Origin of the sequence: Ruegeria sp. EL01 (genome assembly GCF_900313035.1) — a bacterium.
Lineage (GTDB): Bacteria > Pseudomonadota > Alphaproteobacteria > Rhodobacterales > Rhodobacteraceae > Ruegeria.
The window spans coordinates 108,972-123,801 of record NZ_OMPS01000041.1 but is presented as its reverse complement, the minus strand read 5'-3'; the positions used below and the strand labels follow the sequence as shown (position 1 = coordinate 123,801).

The window sequence follows — 14,830 nt, the reverse complement described above, 5'->3', positions numbered from 1 at the left end:
CACTAAAACAGAAGCTTGCCGAGATCTTCGGCAAGTTTTTTTGTTTGCGCCCTCTCATTCGGACATTTGCGCGCAGCCGGGCCAGGCGATCTTGACTCCGGATAATAGATATCTAGTATTTCTGTTATGACAGAAATTAGCGAATTATCCAGCGGATCTGCCAAATCCAAGTTTATCCTCTACTGGGGTGACATGGGCAGCCAGTGGGGCGTGAACCGTTCCGTGGCGCAGGTCCATGCACTTTTGTATCTTAGTGAAACGCCACTTAATGCCGAGCAGATTTCTGATGAGTTGGGGATCGCGCGTTCGAACGTCTCGAACTCGCTGAAAGAGCTTGTCGGCTGGCGGCTGATCCATCGCGTGCCGGTTGCGGGCGATCGCAGAGAGCACTTTGAAGCCGAAACTGACGTTTGGGAAATGGCTTTGCTGATCGCCAAGGGACGCAAAGAGCGTGAAATTGATCCGGCGATGCGGGCCATCGATGTCTGCGTCAATCAGGCGGCAGATGAGTCCAACTTGCACCCGCTTGTCCTGGAGCGGATGCGGAGCATGCAGGATTTTCTGAATACGGCGGACCATTGGTCGGCGCAAATGCTGCGGGTCCCTAAGGCAAAGCTGTCGATGTTGATGAAAATGGGCGACAAAATACTCTCACTTCTTCAGGTAGGCAGCAAAAAGAACCAGTAGGGAATTTTTTTGAGCAACAATTTCTCTAAATACAGAAATTACTGATAGTGCAGCAGGAGATGGCAAATGAAACCAAGTCATGTACCCACCGACTTAAAGATCATCAAAGACAAACGCTTCCGTCATCTCGTCGGGACACACGCCTGGAAGGCTTTGCCCAAAACGGTGCGTGAACGCTTTGGACATCGCCTGACCGGAGGAGCAAGCGTGGTCTATCAGGGGAGGGTGACGGCCATGCGCATGTCTCTGGTTGGTCGTCTTCTCGCCCAACTGGCCCGGTTGGTTGGAGGGCCGCTGCCGTATGACAGCTCCTGCGTCGATCAACCCGCCGTGGTCGCAGTGACCGAGGATTGCGCCTGCAGCGGTCAATTCTGGATCAGACAGTACGGGCGCGCAACCGGATTTCCTCAGGTGATACACAGCTCAAAGCGATTTTCCGGGCCGACCGGCGTTGAAGAATACATCGGCCGCGGGATTGGCATCGCTTTGCGTGTCCGCACGGATCACAAGGGCATCTATTTTGAAAGCGATCATTACTTTCTGAAACTCGGAAGCGTGACATTCAGACTTCCGTCTTGGCTGCAACCAGGGTCCTTGACCATTGCGCATCAAGACCTCGGAAATGCGCAGTTTCTCTTCTCATTGAATCTAAGCAGCGACCTGTTCGGCGAATTGATCCAGCAGGATGCGCTGTTTCACGACACATAGGAGGTTCTCATGGATAACCCAATCCTTTGGATGTTGATCGCGGTTCAGGTGCTTATGGGGGCATTTGATACGCTTGCTCATCACGAAGGCACAGAACGCCTGGCGTGGCGCGCGTCGCAAAAAACCGAACTGCGCCTGCATGGCGTGCGCAATTTCTTTTACGCCGTGATCTTCTTTTGTATTGCCTGGTTCGAACCACACGGTGCTTTCACAGTCGGTCTTGCGGTGATCTTGATCGCTGAGGTGGTGATAACCCTTTGGGATTTTGTAGAAGAAGACATGACCCGAAAGCTACCGGGCAGCGAGCGCGTCAATCACACCCTTCTTGCGTTGAACTACGGAGCAATTCTGGCCTTGGCTGCCCCGTACCTCTGGGCGTGGTCGTTCCTTCCCACGGCACTGGTTCCAGTGACGTATGGCTGGTGGAGCGTTATGGCCACCGCCTCGGCCCTCGGGGTGGGTCTGTTCAGCGCGCGTGATCTTTTGGCCTCGGCCAGAAGTGACCGTTTGAAGCGCACGGAACCCGCTGAATTGGTCGCCGATCTTGCGCCGCGCCAAAGCATCCTGATCACGGGCGGCACAGGTTTTATCGGGCAACGGCTGGTGAGCGCACTGGTTGCAGGTGGACATTTCGTAACTGTGGTGACCCGTGATCTGCGCAAAGCGGATGATCTGGCCCATCCAGTTCGTGTCATCACGAGCCTTGATAGGGTTCACAGTGGTGATCGCTTCGATGCTATCGTCAATCTGGCTGGCGAACCCGTTGCAAACTGGATTTGGACGCAGAAAAAGCGAGCGAAGATAATTCAATCCCGTGTAGAGACAACCGAAGCGCTGGAAGCACTGCTCCAGCGTTTGGAACACAAACCAGATTGCCTGATCAATGGCTCGGCAGTTGGGTGGTACGGTTTGTGCGGTGATGAGGAGCTGACGGAGGCGTCAGGCCCGGCACCCGCTTTTGTGCACGATGTATGTGATGCTTGGGAAAGATCGGCCAATGAAATCAAAATGCTGGGCGTGCGGGTGGTTATCTTGCGTATCGGCCTAGTTTTGGGGGTCGAAGGTGGGATGTTATCAAGGTTACTGACCCCCTTTGAATTCGGCGGAGGAGGGGTTCTGGGCACCGGTCAGCAATGGATGTCGTGGATTGAACTTGACGACATGGTGCGCGCCATCGGCTTTACGCTATCGCAAAAAGACCTAGAAGGCGCGGTTAATGCGACCGCTCCGCATCCCATTCGAAACACCGAATTCACGCAGGCTTTGGCGGCAGCCTTGCGCCGCCCGGCGATCCTTCGGTTTCCCGCGGGCGTACTGACGGCCCTATTGGGTGAGATGGGGCGAGAAACCATGTTAGGCGGTCAACGGGTCTTGCCAGTCGTGCTGCAGAAAAAGGGTTTTATCTTCAGTCACCCAGACCTGCATTTGGCGCTGCGTGAGATAACAGGTGCCAAGCCAGCCCGACGCGCAAGCATTCTGGCGCAGATCAGGGCACGTTTTCTACCGGAGCAAAACTAGCCGTGGGATTTGGGATGAAACAGTTCGAAGCCGATGTCGTCCCCCGACAGAACTTTCCAGACCTGATAATCGGTAAAATACCCGGTATGACCACCGGGTTGAACCGGGAAGTTCCTTGCGTCGTCAATCAGGCCGCCCTCAATCCGGGTTCCGACGAAATCATCCTGTCGAAAGATATTGAACCAGGCGGCGCGCAGCTTTTCCGGGTCAACCGTGAACATCTCGGGGAAATAGCGTTGATAGATATGGGTGACCGGAGACCCCATCGTGATCAATGTAACCGGCCGGCCGTCGATGCGTCGTTGCACCCGTTTGTCCGATAACATCTGGGTGGCAATCACGGTTCCCTGCGAATGCGAAACGACCGTAATATGGTCCGCAGGAAAGACATCCAGCGCATAGAACAACGCGCGATAGAACCGTTCGTCGATGGCCGTGCGATCGGGGTAGTTACTGTGCCTTGATTGCAGATCACCACTCAGCAAGCACTTGTCGCGAATGGCGTAAGTTACGATATCTCGGGCCACCCCCAAACCAGCCGCGACAAAACTTGAATACCGATACAGCAGGGCGGTTGTCCCAAGCACCGCTATACCAATCATGCCCTGAAGACCCATCAGATCGTTCAGGGTGTTACCCAGGATATTGCATTCAACAGTTTCTGCCGTGCCAGACGCGGCCGAGCAAAGAGGGTCGTCGTCTCGAATGAAAATGCTAAGCCCTCTGTAAGTTACAATCGACAAAGTGGCCGTGGCCAAAAGGAACACCCATTGGGCAGATCTGTTCACGATTGCGCGGCTCAGAACCTCGGGCTTGTGGTGCAGATTGTTTTTGCCGATGTGGCGACCAGCATAAATGACCCCAGCAACCAGCGCGAGGACAACAATGGCAGCGAATGCAACGCTCAGGGTTTCGATGGCGTCCCGAAGATGAGTGTCGAACAATGAATTCAGCTGACTGTTCGACAGTCCGGGAACTGTTTTGACGACTTCGTCAAATGTCAGCCAAAGCCCGGAAATGAAGAACATCCAAAAGACCAGCATGGCCGCGCAGGTGCTGGGATATATCCGGCGGTGTTCAAAGGTAAGCTGGTCAGCGATTTCTGTCTTTTCCATCGATGTCAGGTACATAACAGCCGTCAACACAATCAAGGTGGCCCAGCATCCTGCCAGGGCAATAACCTGAAGGCTTGCAAATTGCTCTAACGCCGATCCTGTGTTGAGGCCCCAAAACCCGGCCCCCAACGGTCCAGTCAGAAGGGCGGCCAATAACAAGCCGCCGACCACTGCCATACCGCGCCAAAATACCCGCCTGAGGTAGGTTGGTGCAGAGTTCGATCTGCGCAGGCCGATCCCGGTTCCGGCGCCGTAGAGCAGTAGCAGCAACACGAACAGAGCGTTCGTCCTGTCCACATATGTTTCGGGGATGAGGTCAACCAAAACCGCACCGGCTCCGATCAGCAGGTAAGCATTCAATGTTGCGACTGCGCCAAAGAAAATCCAGGTGAAAAGATGGACCACCCTGGCGGCGTGGGTGTCGCGCCCTTTCGCCTTGGACGGATCAATGTCTGAGCGGCTATGGGTTTGTTCGACATTGTCCATGGCCAGGTATCCAAGGGCCAGAACCACCCAGATAAGGTCGAGTACGGTTTTTATCGCCCCTTTGGGCGCCGGAGAGCGATCTGCCCAGAAGACTTCTGCAAACAAGGCTTCATCTTCGGTGTTGCTGGGTTCCGATACTTTCCGAAGGTGGACCTTGAACAGTTTGGCATTGCGGGTGGATCCGTCGAATGTGCGCTCGGCCAGCTCAATCATTTCGCGCTCGACCGTGATTGGTGGCCTGGCTTTGCCGTCAAGCCAGGTTGTGGCGGCACCCACCACCTGATCCACGGTTTCACCAGGTTTCTGTTCGCCGATTCCGTGAACCGTCAGGACCAGATGTCGACCCATTTGCCCCTCCTAAATTCTTTAACCAATATGAACAGCTTAACACGAGTAGGGCGAATTCCCAAAGGACCTCAAAAAAAGCCGACAAACAGCGGCTGACGTTTCCCCGCTTGCACTGGGCCGGTCGATCTGAAAGCCTGCGGACATGGCAATGGTCGAAGTAGAAACCCGGTTTGGGCGGCTTGGCGTGGAAGACACCGACGGTGCCATTACGCGCCTTGTCTGGAATGGCCGCACGGATGGAGAGCCCACACCCTTGTTGCAGGAAGCGGCAAGGCAGCTGAAAGCCTATGATGAGGGCGAACTGGAACGTTTCGACCTGCCTTACCATGTTGCCGGTTCCGAGTTTCAGCGGCAGGTTTGCGATCTCATGTTTGCCATCCCGTTGGGTGAGACACGCACCTATGGCGACATCGCCAAAGAGCTTGGTCAGCCCGCGCAACCGGTCGGTCAGGCCTGCGGCGCAAATCCCATTCCCGTCATTATTCCCTGCCACCGTGTGCTTGCAGCCAATAGCCTTGGTGGTTTTTCCGGCGATGGCGGTATTGAAACCAAAGTGGCCCTCTTGCGCCACGAACGTGCCGCTGGTCTGTTGATCTGATCTTTGGAAATCAGTTGTAATCGCCCGACCTCGGACACAACTTATATCAGAAGCCGAATTTGAAGGACCAGAGTGCATGACGACCGAAACAGACCGCGCAGCCCGCAAGAAGGCCATTATCGACCGGCTGATGTCACTGGAAGCACAGGAGCTGGCGACGGCGCAGGCACATTACGATGCCTATCTGAAGGATGCTCAGTTGGATGATCGGGAAGTTCATGACAAAGACGACATAGTCGCGTCGCGCGAAAATGCAGATCTGGCGGCGGCGTTCGACGCCCCGGTTCATGCGCATCACGCCAAGATTGACGTGATCGAGAACACTGATTTCAGTCTTGCGGATACTGTGCAGCCGGGGGCGGTCATCAAGTTCAACAACCGGCGGTTTGTTGTGTGCGTCTCAACCACCCGTTTCGATGTAGACGGTAGAACCTATATGGGGATTTCAACCCAAAGCCCGATCTATCTGGCGATGATCGGTCTGCAGCAAGGCGACGTCTTTACCCATAACGGAGTTGAATTCGAGGTGCAGGAGATCCTGTAGCCCCTAAAGGTCACTTGGCATGTGGGCGTTGCGTGGCGGGATTATCATCTGCGCGATACCCGCAAAAACCAAGTACAGGCTGGTGACAACCAATCCCCAATGCGCCCAGCTTTCAGGGTGAAAATCGACCCATGCAGCCCACCCTGCAAAAAATGTCCAGGCAAATGCCATGGGCAAGGTCAGGTTGCGCCAACGCTCGGTGCGCACCGGGTGGACGAATTTGAGCGGCAGGAACATTGAAACTGACAGCAGGGTGACCAGAACGAGGATGATCCAGAAATTCGGCTCTAGCGCGAAAATCACGATGACGAACATGTTCCAACAGCCCGGAAAACCGGAAAAGGAATTGTCCTTGGTTTTCATGCGGGTGTCAGCAAAATACATCGCGCTTGCAAAGGTGATCACGATAATTGCGAACCAACCAGTCCAACCATCCATAAGCCCGGATTTGAACAGGGCGAAGGCCGGAATAAACACATATGTCAGGTAGTCGATGATCAGGTCGAGGAGAACGCCATCAAACTCGGGTGCGTTCTTCTTGACATGATAGTGACGCGCCAGCGGGCCATCGATGCCGTCCACAATGAAGGACACCACCAGCCACAGATACATCAGGCTCCATTTTTCCTCGACGGCAGCCAGCATGGCCAACATCGCAAAAACGGCACCTGTGGCAGTGAAAAGATGGACGGACAGCGCTTTGAATCTCAGTGTCATCAGGACGTCATGTACGAAGCGCGCCAGAGATGCAAAGCAAAAAAGGCGTGAAAACTCATTTGTAGATACCCCGGTCAGTTAGCTGCTTCACGCCTTCGGATGGGCACGGTTGTAGACTTCCATCAAGCGCGCCGTGTCGACGGCGGTGTACGTCTGTGTCGTGGACAAAGAGGCATGCCCCAGCAATTCTTGAATAGCGCGCAGATCGCCTCCGGCGGCCAAGAGGTGCGTGGCAAAGCTGTGCCGCATGGCATGAGGTGTCGCAGTCGAAGGCAGACCAAGTTGCATCCGTGCCTTCGCCATCACACCTTGAATGGCACGGGGGTTTAATGGCCCACCGCGAACGCCGCGAAACAAGGCCACTTTGGGCGATTGCGGGTGTGGGCACAGTTGGACGTAGCGATCCACGGCGTCGCGGGCGGTGGGAATGACCGGAACGATCCGCTCTTTATCGCCTTTACCGACAATGCGCAGCGTTGCCGGCACAGGTACATCGGCACCTGTCAGCGACAGCGCCTCGGAAATGCGCAATCCGCAGCCATACAGCAGGGTCACAACGGCGGCGTCCCGGGCGGCCACCCAATCTGATGTCGATTGCAATTCGACTGTATCGATCATGGCGCGTGCTGCTTCTTCGGCCAAAGGACGCGGCAGTTTCTTGGTAAACCTTGGTGCGCGGGTCGACAAAACTGCGGTCGGTTCAAACCCCTCACGCTCTGCCAACCAGCGGTAAAAGCTTTTAACGGCCGAGAGTTTGCGCGCCAGCGACCGAGCGCCGACGCCGGATCCACGCTGATCCGCCATCCAGGCGCGCATGTCCGAGATCGTGATACGCTCCAACGCCGCCAATCCCTGGCGCGCGCTATGATGTAGGGTCATGAAGGACAGAAAGTCGGTGACATCACCGCGATATGCGGTCTGCGTGCTTTCCGATCGTCCAGCCAATGCCCCCAGGCTGTCAAGCCAATGCTGCAGCGCATCGCGACAGGCTGGAGAGATCAGGCTCACGACAACCAGTGGCGCATCGAGCGCTCGAATACGCCAGCAAAAAAGGTCAGAAGGTCGGTGCCCAGCTGCGGCGAGAAATGACGCGGGTCTTTTGCCCCCATTGCCATCATGCCGGGCAAGCGGCCTTCGCCAAGGTTCAGTTTCAGGCAGGCTTCGGACTGCAGCTGCCCGGATTGCGTGCCGTAAACCCGTGGGTTGGCTTGGTGAATTTCCCGCATGATGACGTCGCGGGCCGGTCCGCCGCGATCAAAGCTGAGGTATTTGTCGACAAAGCCAGGCTCGGTCACAGTCAGAACGCCGCCCAACCTGTCGATGGCCGGATCGTTTTGTACGACGGTTGTTTCGAGCACCACAGTAATGTGGTCCACCCGTAGAACCTCGGCTACATCATTGCCCAGGGCGTGCAGGAAATCCTCGAACTCCACCGGTTCAAGCAGGCGCAGGATCGCGCGGTGTATCTGGTTGGTGCCTGCCAGGTTTTCATAAGCGGCAGCGATGACCGAACGGTGCGTGTCCTCTAGACGGTCCAGCCGCGTTTCGAGCCGTTGCATGGCAATCCCTCGCAGATCGATAACATTGTCCCCGCGTGCGCGTTCGTTCGCGGCGACCAGAGCCTGCATCAGATCCTTGTCATCCAACACCACATCTGGCTCAGCCAAAATCGCCGCGCGGAGGTTATCCTCGAGTTTGGGATTGCTGCTCATGTCCTGTCCGTCTTTTTTTGTTGGGCGGCTTATAACATGGGCTGACAGAATTGCTTTGTAAAAAAGCGCGCGACGACGGAATTCGTCGCGCACTGTGATTTTTCGGGAAGCTCCCGCCTGGTACGTCCTGATCACAGATCAGAACGTGACAGTTTGGCCGGGCGCGGCGCCTGACGGCGCCGCGCATCAGCGCATTGGATCAGAGGATTTTCTGACCGGTCTTGGCCCAGTCTGCCAAAAAGGTTTCCAGCCCTTTGTCGGTCAGCGGATGATCGGCCAGCTTTTTGATCACGGCGGGCGGCGCGGTAATCACGTCGGCGCCGATGCGTGCGCTGTCGGTCACATGGTTCACGGTGCGGATCGATGCGGCGAGGATTTCGGTTTCGAACCCGAAATTGTCATAGATCTGGCGGATGTCAGCGATCAGATCCATACCATCAACGTTGATATCGTCCAAACGCCCGATGAAGGGCGAGATGAAGGTTGCGCCGGCTTTGGCCGCCAGCAGCGCCTGATTAGCTGAAAAACAGAGGGTCACGTTCACCATCTGACCTTCGTCAGTCAGTGCTTTGCAAGTTTTTAGACCAGCCCAAGTCAGTGGGACTTTCACGGCGATATTCGGTGCGATCTTGGCCAGCTTGCGGCCTTCGGCGATCATGTCGTCTGCCTCAGTTGCGACAACCTCGGCCGAGACTGGGCCATCGACCAGATCGCAGATTTCCTTGGTCACTTCCAGAATGTCGCGGCCTGATTTCAGTATAAGCGACGGGTTGGTGGTCACACCATCCACCATGCCCAGATCGTTCAGTTCGGCGATGGCGTCGATCTCGGCTGTGTCTACGAAGAATTTCATCTGGCAGTCCTTTGATGGGTTGGCCTTGGTCGCGGATGCCTTTACCTCAAAGAGACCCATGCTGAAACCCCTGCCGAGGATACGCGTGCTTTGAGCACTCAGGAATATTTCGACCAAGGTGAGCTGGTGGCGGTTCTGACGACGCAGCCACTGGACCGGACGTTGGATTACAAAGCGCCCGAGGGCGGGTGTTTTCTGGGGGCGTTTGTCGAGGTTCCTCTGGGACCGCGCAAGGTGTTGGGTGTGGTCTGGGGCGCGGGGCAAGGGGGCTTTGACCTTGCTAAGGCCCGATCTGTGATCCGGGTGTTGGAGGTTGCACCCATGCGCGAAGAGATGCGTGTGTTTCTGGGCAAAGTGGCCGATTACACTCTGACGCCAATGCCCGCCATGCTGCGTCTGGCGACCCGCGCGCCGGGGCTGGGGGATCCGCCATCGATGCGCAAGGTTTACCGGTTGGGGGATGGCGAACCCGACCGGATGACCGACGCGCGAACCCGTGTATTGGAGGTGTTGCGCGACTATGGTGGGCTGGCGTTTACCCTTAAGGAGATGGCAGAGCAGGCAGGTGTGACGTCTTCGGTCGTCAAAGGGCTGGTCAAGCTGGGGGCGGTGCGGGAAGAAGACAGCCCACGGGATCTGCCCTATCCGCATCTCGAGCCGGAATTGCCGGGCAAGGAGTTGTCGGAAGATCAGGCGCGCGCAGTGGCGACCCTGCAGACCGGGTTGCGCACCGGAGACTATGGCACCACGTTATTGAAAGGTGTCACGGGCTCGGGCAAGACCGAGGTCTATCTGGAAGCCGTGGCTGAGACGTTGCGGATGGGGCGACAGGCGCTGGTTCTATTGCCCGAGATTGCCCTGACCGCCGAATTCCTGACCCGTGTCGAAGCCCGGTTTGGCGCCCGGCCGGCGGAATGGCATTCTGGCGCGACGATGACCGAACGTCGACGGGTTTGGCGCATGGTCGGGCAGGGTGATGCACAGATGGTGATTGGCGCCCGGTCAGCCCTGTTCCTGCCGTTTCGCAACCTCGGGCTTGTTGTGGTCGATGAGGAACACGATACGTCTTACAAACAAGAGGATGGCGTGCATTACAGCGCACGTGACATGGCGGTGTTGCGCGCAGCCATCTGTGGCGCGCGGGTGATCCTCGCCAGCGCCACGCCGTCTTTGGAAAGCTGGGCCAATGCCGAGGCGGGCAAATATGATCGGCTGGATCTGACCTCGCGCTTTGGCGCTGCGGTTCTGCCAAAGATGAAGCCCATCGATATGCGCGCCGAACAGATGCAGCCGGGGACGTGGATCTCACCCTCTCTGCGACAGGCAGTGCTGCAACGGATCGAAAAATCTGAACAATCCTTGCTGTTCATCAACCGCCGCGGCTATGCCCCCGTGACCCTGTGCCGGGCTTGTGGCGAACAGATCGCGTGCGTTCATTGCGACGCCCGAATGGTCGAGCATCGGTTTCTGAAACGTCTGATGTGCCATCAATGCGGCGAGACCAAGCCAATGCCCGAGGCCTGCCCGTCTTGTGGTGTGGAAGGGAAGATGGCGCCGGTCGGGCCGGGGATCGAGCGGTTGGCCGAAGAAGCCGAGGCAACGTTTCCTGATGCCAAGATTGCAATGCTCAGTTCAGATCTGTTTGGATCGGCGCGGGCGCTGAAAGCCAAGATCGAAGAGATTGCCCAGGGCGACGCAGATATCATCATCGGTACGCAGTTGGTGGCCAAGGGTCACAACTTTCCGAAACTGACCCTTGTTGGTGTGATTGACGCGGACCTCAGCCTGCATGGGGCGGATCTGCGCGCAGCAGAACGGACATTTCAATTGATGCGGCAAGTGTCCGGGCGTGCTGGACGGGCAGACAAACCAGGACTGGCACTGTTGCAAACGTTCCAACCCGAACATCCCGTGATCCGCGCAATCCTGTCAGGCGATGAGGAAGGGTTCTGGACCGCCGAAGCTGCTGGCCGTCAGGCGGCAGGCGTGCCCCCTTACGGGCGAATGGCTGGAATCGTGTTGTCCGGGCCAGAGGTTGGGCCAGTATTTGATATCGGCAACGCGATGGCGCGCAACGACGCACCGCTGCGCGAGATTGGCGCGCAGGTCTTTGGTCCTGCACCGGCCCCGATCGCCCGAATCCGTGGGCGCCATCGCGTGCGCCTGCTGGTCAAAGCCCCGAAAGCAGCGCCTATACAGGATGGGATTGCCAAGTGGATCGCGCCGTTGCGCCTGAAAGGTGATATTCGGTTGACGGTCGACATTGATCCACAGAATTTCTACTGACTTCTGCACCAATGCAGTGTCGCTGTGCACACTTAGCTTTCCCCTCGCCAATTTGGGGATTTGGGCGTAGAGGACTCTCATGCTGAAACCTACGCCACTTTCTGAGGCGCAAAGCCTGCCATTTTGGCGACGTCCCGTGACGCTTTTGTTCGTGATGGCACTGACCATGCCAATCGCGTTCAATGCGTGGAGCGCGCTGCTGAACAACTTCGTCATCGAAGTGGCAAATTTCGATGGGGCGGACATTGGCCTGTTGCACACGGTGCGAGAGATTCCGGGATTTCTGGCCGTTGGCGTCATCGCAGTTATCCTGTTTGTACGAGAACAGGTTCTGGCGATGATATCCCTGATGCTACTGGGTGTCGCAACGGCGATCACGGCTTGGTTTCCCAGTCTTGGTGGCCTCTTGTTCGTTACATTTTTCAGTTCGATCGGCTTTCACTACTATGAGACTGTGAACCAGTCGCTGCAATTGCAATGGCTTCGCAAAGACCGGGCGCCTCAGGTGTTGGGATGGCTTGTGGCCATGGGGTCGGCGTCGACCTTGGTGGTCTATGGCCTGATCGTACTGACTTGGGACCGGTTCGATCTGTCTTATGATACAGTCTTCATGGCTGCGGGCGGGTTCACCGCCGTGTTGGCATTGTTTTGCCTGATCGCCTATCCGCAATTCGATGCCCCCACACCGCAGACAAAGAAGGTTGTGCTGCGCCGACGGTACTGGCTGTATTATGCGTTGCAGTTCATGGCTGGCGCGCGGCGGCAGATCTTTATTGTCTTCGCGGGCTTCATGATGGTCGAGAAATTCGGCTTTGAGGTACATGAACTGACCAGCCTCTATCTGATCAATCTGGTGATCAACATTGCCGCCGCCCCTATGCTGGGTAAGGCCGTGTCGATGTTCGGCGAGCGCCGCACCCTGATCTTCGAATACACCGGGCTCGCCATTGTTTTCGCGGCCTACGGAGGGATCTACTGGTTTGGCTGGGGCGTTTTGCTGGCCGCAATCCTCTATGTGATCGATCACGTGCTGTTTGCGCTGGCGCTGGCGTTGAAAACCTACTTTCAGAAAATCGCTGATCCTGCGGACATTGCTCCAACAGCGGCTGTCGCCTTTACCATAAACCACATCGCGGCGGTGTTTCTGCCCGCCCTTTTAGGCCTGTTGTGGGTGGTGTCGCCTGGTGCCGTGTTTGTGCTGGCGGCAGGTATGGCGCTGATTTCTCTGGCGCTGTCCCTGCTGATCCCGCGTCATCCGGAGCCGGGCAATGAAACAATCCTGTCCAAATACACCCCCGCACCGGCGGAATAGGCGGCAACGCTTGACCTTGGTGATCTGTCGCCATAGGCGCTGGGCCAACTTGAACAGGAGGCTTTCATGCCCACATTCACCGCGCTGACCACCCTGACCGGCAAATCCGCAGCCGAAAATCTGGGCGAAGCGATGGAGCGTTTGGATCCCGAACCCACTGGCGTTGGTGTCTTTGAGGTCGAAGACGGCTCGGGCCTGTGGGAAGTTGGTGGGTATTTCACCGAAGCACCGGACGAAACCGCTCTGGCCGTGCTGACAGTGGCGTTTGGCGCAAAGCCCTTTGTCGTCTCCGAACTACCGGAAACGGATTGGGTCGCGCATGTGCGCCGTGAACTGGCCCCGGTCGAGGCCGGGCGCTTCTTTGTCTATGGCAGCCATGACGCCGACAAACTGCCCGAGAACCGCATCCCCCTGTTGATTGAGGCGGCAATGGCCTTTGGCACGGGGCATCATGGCACCACACTTGGGTGCCTGAAGGCGCTGGATCATCTGTTGGATCAGGGCTTCAGCGCAACCAAAGTGGCCGATATCGGGTGCGGCACCGCTGTTTTGGCAATGGCAGCGGCACGGGTCTGGGATGGCGATATTCTGGCCAGTGATATTGATCAGGTCGCCGTAGATGTCGCCGAGGCAAACCTGAAGGCAAACGGCATGTCCGGCGCGGTGCGCTGTGTCGAAGCGGCTGGTTTCGATCACCCGGACCTGCAAGCTTTGGCGCCATATGATTTGATCTTTGCCAATATCCTGAAGGGCCCCTTGGTGGCGCTGTCTCCTGAAATTGCGGCGAATCTATGCGATGGCGGACATGCCATCCTATCGGGAATCCTTAACGAACAAGCTGATGATGTGGTGGCGGTTTATCTGCAAAACGGATTTAATCTTAGTCATCGCAGCGAGATTGGTGAATGGACGACGCTAATCTTAACCAAACAGGGCGCAATTTAGGCCATTTGCAGGAGCTTTGTGGATTCTTGCCCAGATTTTGACGTAATCTCTATTTACCGTTTCTTAATGGATTTGAGGGGGGCGGTTTGTGGAGGCTGCCATGACGGGAAAACAACTAGAGTTTGATCAGCGCGTTCATCGCCTGAACAAAAAACATCAAAAGATGAGCCGCGGCTACCGTGCGTCAATGCGCAGGGATGGTCTGGTTGTGATGAAACCGCAGCGTGTGCGCTCGGCGGTGCCAGCGAAAGTGCTGTTGCTAAGCCTGTTGGCGTTCTTTGCATTCAAAGCGTTCTTATTGTCCAGTCTCGGGCCGTCCGGGTATCAATACCGGATCGACAGCCTGAACGATGGCACATCGGTCGAACAGGCTGGTGCTTGGGTCATGCAAATCGATCCGCTGTCCGAAGCGATGGCAGTTCAGCTGAACAAAATCCTCTACTAAGCTTTTTCTGACGTAAAAAAACACCGCGTGCTATCCGGCGCGCGGTGTTTTCTTTGCCCCACAGGGAGGATGTGGGGTGTGTGAGCGATTGGCCGGTGTTTACCGACGACCCTCAGCAATGGCGTCGATGTCGCCACGGCACAGGCCGATATCTTCCAGTTCGCGGTCGGTCAGACCAGTCAGCGCGTTCCGCGTTGCGCGGGCGTCATTCCATTCGACAGCAGCATTCACAGCTGTTGCGAAAAATGCGCCGATACGGCCGACGAGGCCGAATGAGCCAGTGGTTGCGAAGCGGGTTGTGTCTAGTGCAGCCATATCCTGTTTCCTTCTGGTTTGTGTTAACTTTTCAATCTTGCGATCTGAGCGGCATGTAGTGCTGCGATTCGATATGTGCAAGTTCAGTTTTTGCATGTGTCCTATGCAATTTCTGCAATACTTCACGCAGGTGTAATACCCTTAAATAATTGGTGAATTTGCGTTCATGAACGTGTCGAATTCAGGCTTTCTGAGGTCGCAAACTACCCTTGGCGACACGGCTGCGACATGCGTGTCGTTT

Annotated in this window: 15 protein-coding genes; 9 read left to right on the top strand and 6 right to left on the bottom strand. The window is 56.5% G+C overall.

Going from position 1 to position 14,830, the window contains the following annotated elements:
• Positions 1 to 126 precede the first annotated feature (126 nt).
• From D9K61_RS16500 to D9K61_RS16490, 3 genes are all read left to right on the top strand, one after another.
• The gene (locus tag D9K61_RS16500) at positions 127 to 687 is read left to right on the top strand and encodes a GbsR/MarR family transcriptional regulator (RefSeq protein ID WP_120634294.1); all 561 of its coding nucleotides are present in this window, start codon (positions 127 to 129) and stop codon (positions 685 to 687) included.
• Between the two features lie 66 nt (positions 688 to 753).
• Positions 754 to 1,395 (top strand): DUF4166 domain-containing protein, encoded by a 642-nt coding sequence (locus D9K61_RS16495; RefSeq protein WP_120634293.1) that lies wholly within the window; start codon positions 754 to 756, stop codon positions 1,393 to 1,395.
• Positions 1,396 to 1,404: 9 nt separating this feature from the next.
• Positions 1,405 to 2,913, top strand: coding sequence for a TIGR01777 family oxidoreductase (locus tag D9K61_RS16490; RefSeq protein WP_120634292.1), 1,509 nt, complete (start codon positions 1,405 to 1,407; stop codon positions 2,911 to 2,913).
• On the opposite strand, the gene D9K61_RS16485 is transcribed toward D9K61_RS16490, so the two are convergent.
• Positions 2,910 to 4,862, bottom strand: coding sequence for a hypothetical protein (locus D9K61_RS16485; protein ID WP_120634291.1), 1,953 nt, complete (start codon positions 4,860 to 4,862; stop codon positions 2,910 to 2,912). The genes D9K61_RS16490 and D9K61_RS16485 overlap by 4 nt on opposite strands.
• Before the next feature lie 142 nt (positions 4,863 to 5,004).
• Between D9K61_RS16485 and D9K61_RS16480 the strand changes: the two genes are divergently transcribed.
• A complete protein-coding gene (locus D9K61_RS16480; RefSeq protein ID WP_120634290.1) occupies positions 5,005 to 5,460 on the top strand; it encodes a methylated-DNA--[protein]-cysteine S-methyltransferase in 456 nt (151 codons plus the stop codon).
• 76 nt (positions 5,461 to 5,536) lie between these two features.
• Positions 5,537 to 6,004, top strand: a complete 468-nt coding sequence (locus D9K61_RS16475; protein ID WP_120634289.1) for a hypothetical protein — start codon at positions 5,537 to 5,539, stop codon at positions 6,002 to 6,004.
• A gap of 3 nt (positions 6,005 to 6,007) precedes the next feature.
• On the opposite strand, the gene D9K61_RS16470 is transcribed toward D9K61_RS16475, so the two are convergent.
• The 4 genes from D9K61_RS16470 to fsa form a co-directional block, all read right to left on the bottom strand.
• Positions 6,008 to 6,721, bottom strand: coding sequence for a phosphatidylcholine/phosphatidylserine synthase (locus D9K61_RS16470; protein WP_120634288.1), 714 nt, complete (start codon positions 6,719 to 6,721; stop codon positions 6,008 to 6,010).
• Between the two features lie 87 nt (positions 6,722 to 6,808).
• Positions 6,809 to 7,729 carry a tyrosine recombinase XerC gene (locus D9K61_RS16465; protein WP_120634287.1) on the bottom strand — a complete coding sequence of 307 codons (921 nt, stop codon included), beginning with the start codon at positions 7,727 to 7,729 and terminating at the stop codon, positions 6,809 to 6,811.
• Positions 7,726 to 8,433 carry a DUF484 family protein gene (locus D9K61_RS16460; RefSeq protein ID WP_120634507.1) on the bottom strand — a complete coding sequence of 236 codons (708 nt, stop codon included), beginning with the start codon at positions 8,431 to 8,433 and terminating at the stop codon, positions 7,726 to 7,728. The genes D9K61_RS16465 and D9K61_RS16460 overlap by 4 nt, the downstream gene beginning before the upstream one ends.
• Before the next feature lie 199 nt (positions 8,434 to 8,632).
• Entirely contained in the window at positions 8,633 to 9,286 is a 654-nt protein-coding gene (fsa, locus tag D9K61_RS16455; RefSeq protein WP_120634506.1) for a fructose-6-phosphate aldolase, read from the bottom strand.
• A 90-nt stretch (positions 9,287 to 9,376) separates the two neighbouring features.
• Between fsa and D9K61_RS16450 the strand changes: the two genes are divergently transcribed.
• From D9K61_RS16450 to D9K61_RS16435, 4 genes are all read left to right on the top strand, one after another.
• On the top strand, positions 9,377 to 11,572 hold the full coding sequence (locus D9K61_RS16450) for a primosomal protein N' (protein ID WP_120634286.1): 2,196 nt from the start codon (positions 9,377 to 9,379) through the stop codon (positions 11,570 to 11,572).
• A 79-nt stretch (positions 11,573 to 11,651) separates the two neighbouring features.
• A complete protein-coding gene (locus tag D9K61_RS16445; protein WP_120634285.1) occupies positions 11,652 to 12,884 on the top strand; it encodes an MFS transporter in 1,233 nt (410 codons plus the stop codon).
• A 66-nt stretch (positions 12,885 to 12,950) separates the two neighbouring features.
• Entirely contained in the window at positions 12,951 to 13,829 is an 879-nt protein-coding gene (locus D9K61_RS16440) for a 50S ribosomal protein L11 methyltransferase (protein WP_120634284.1), read from the top strand.
• Between the two features lie 100 nt (positions 13,830 to 13,929).
• The gene (locus D9K61_RS16435) at positions 13,930 to 14,274 is read left to right on the top strand and encodes a hypothetical protein (protein WP_120634283.1); all 345 of its coding nucleotides are present in this window, start codon (positions 13,930 to 13,932) and stop codon (positions 14,272 to 14,274) included.
• A 99-nt stretch (positions 14,275 to 14,373) separates the two neighbouring features.
• On the opposite strand, the gene D9K61_RS16430 is transcribed toward D9K61_RS16435, so the two are convergent.
• Positions 14,374 to 14,589: a DUF1127 domain-containing protein gene (locus D9K61_RS16430; RefSeq protein ID WP_120634282.1), complete on the bottom strand. Its 216-nt coding sequence runs from the start codon at positions 14,587 to 14,589 to the stop codon at positions 14,374 to 14,376.
• Positions 14,590 to 14,830 lie beyond the last annotated feature (241 nt).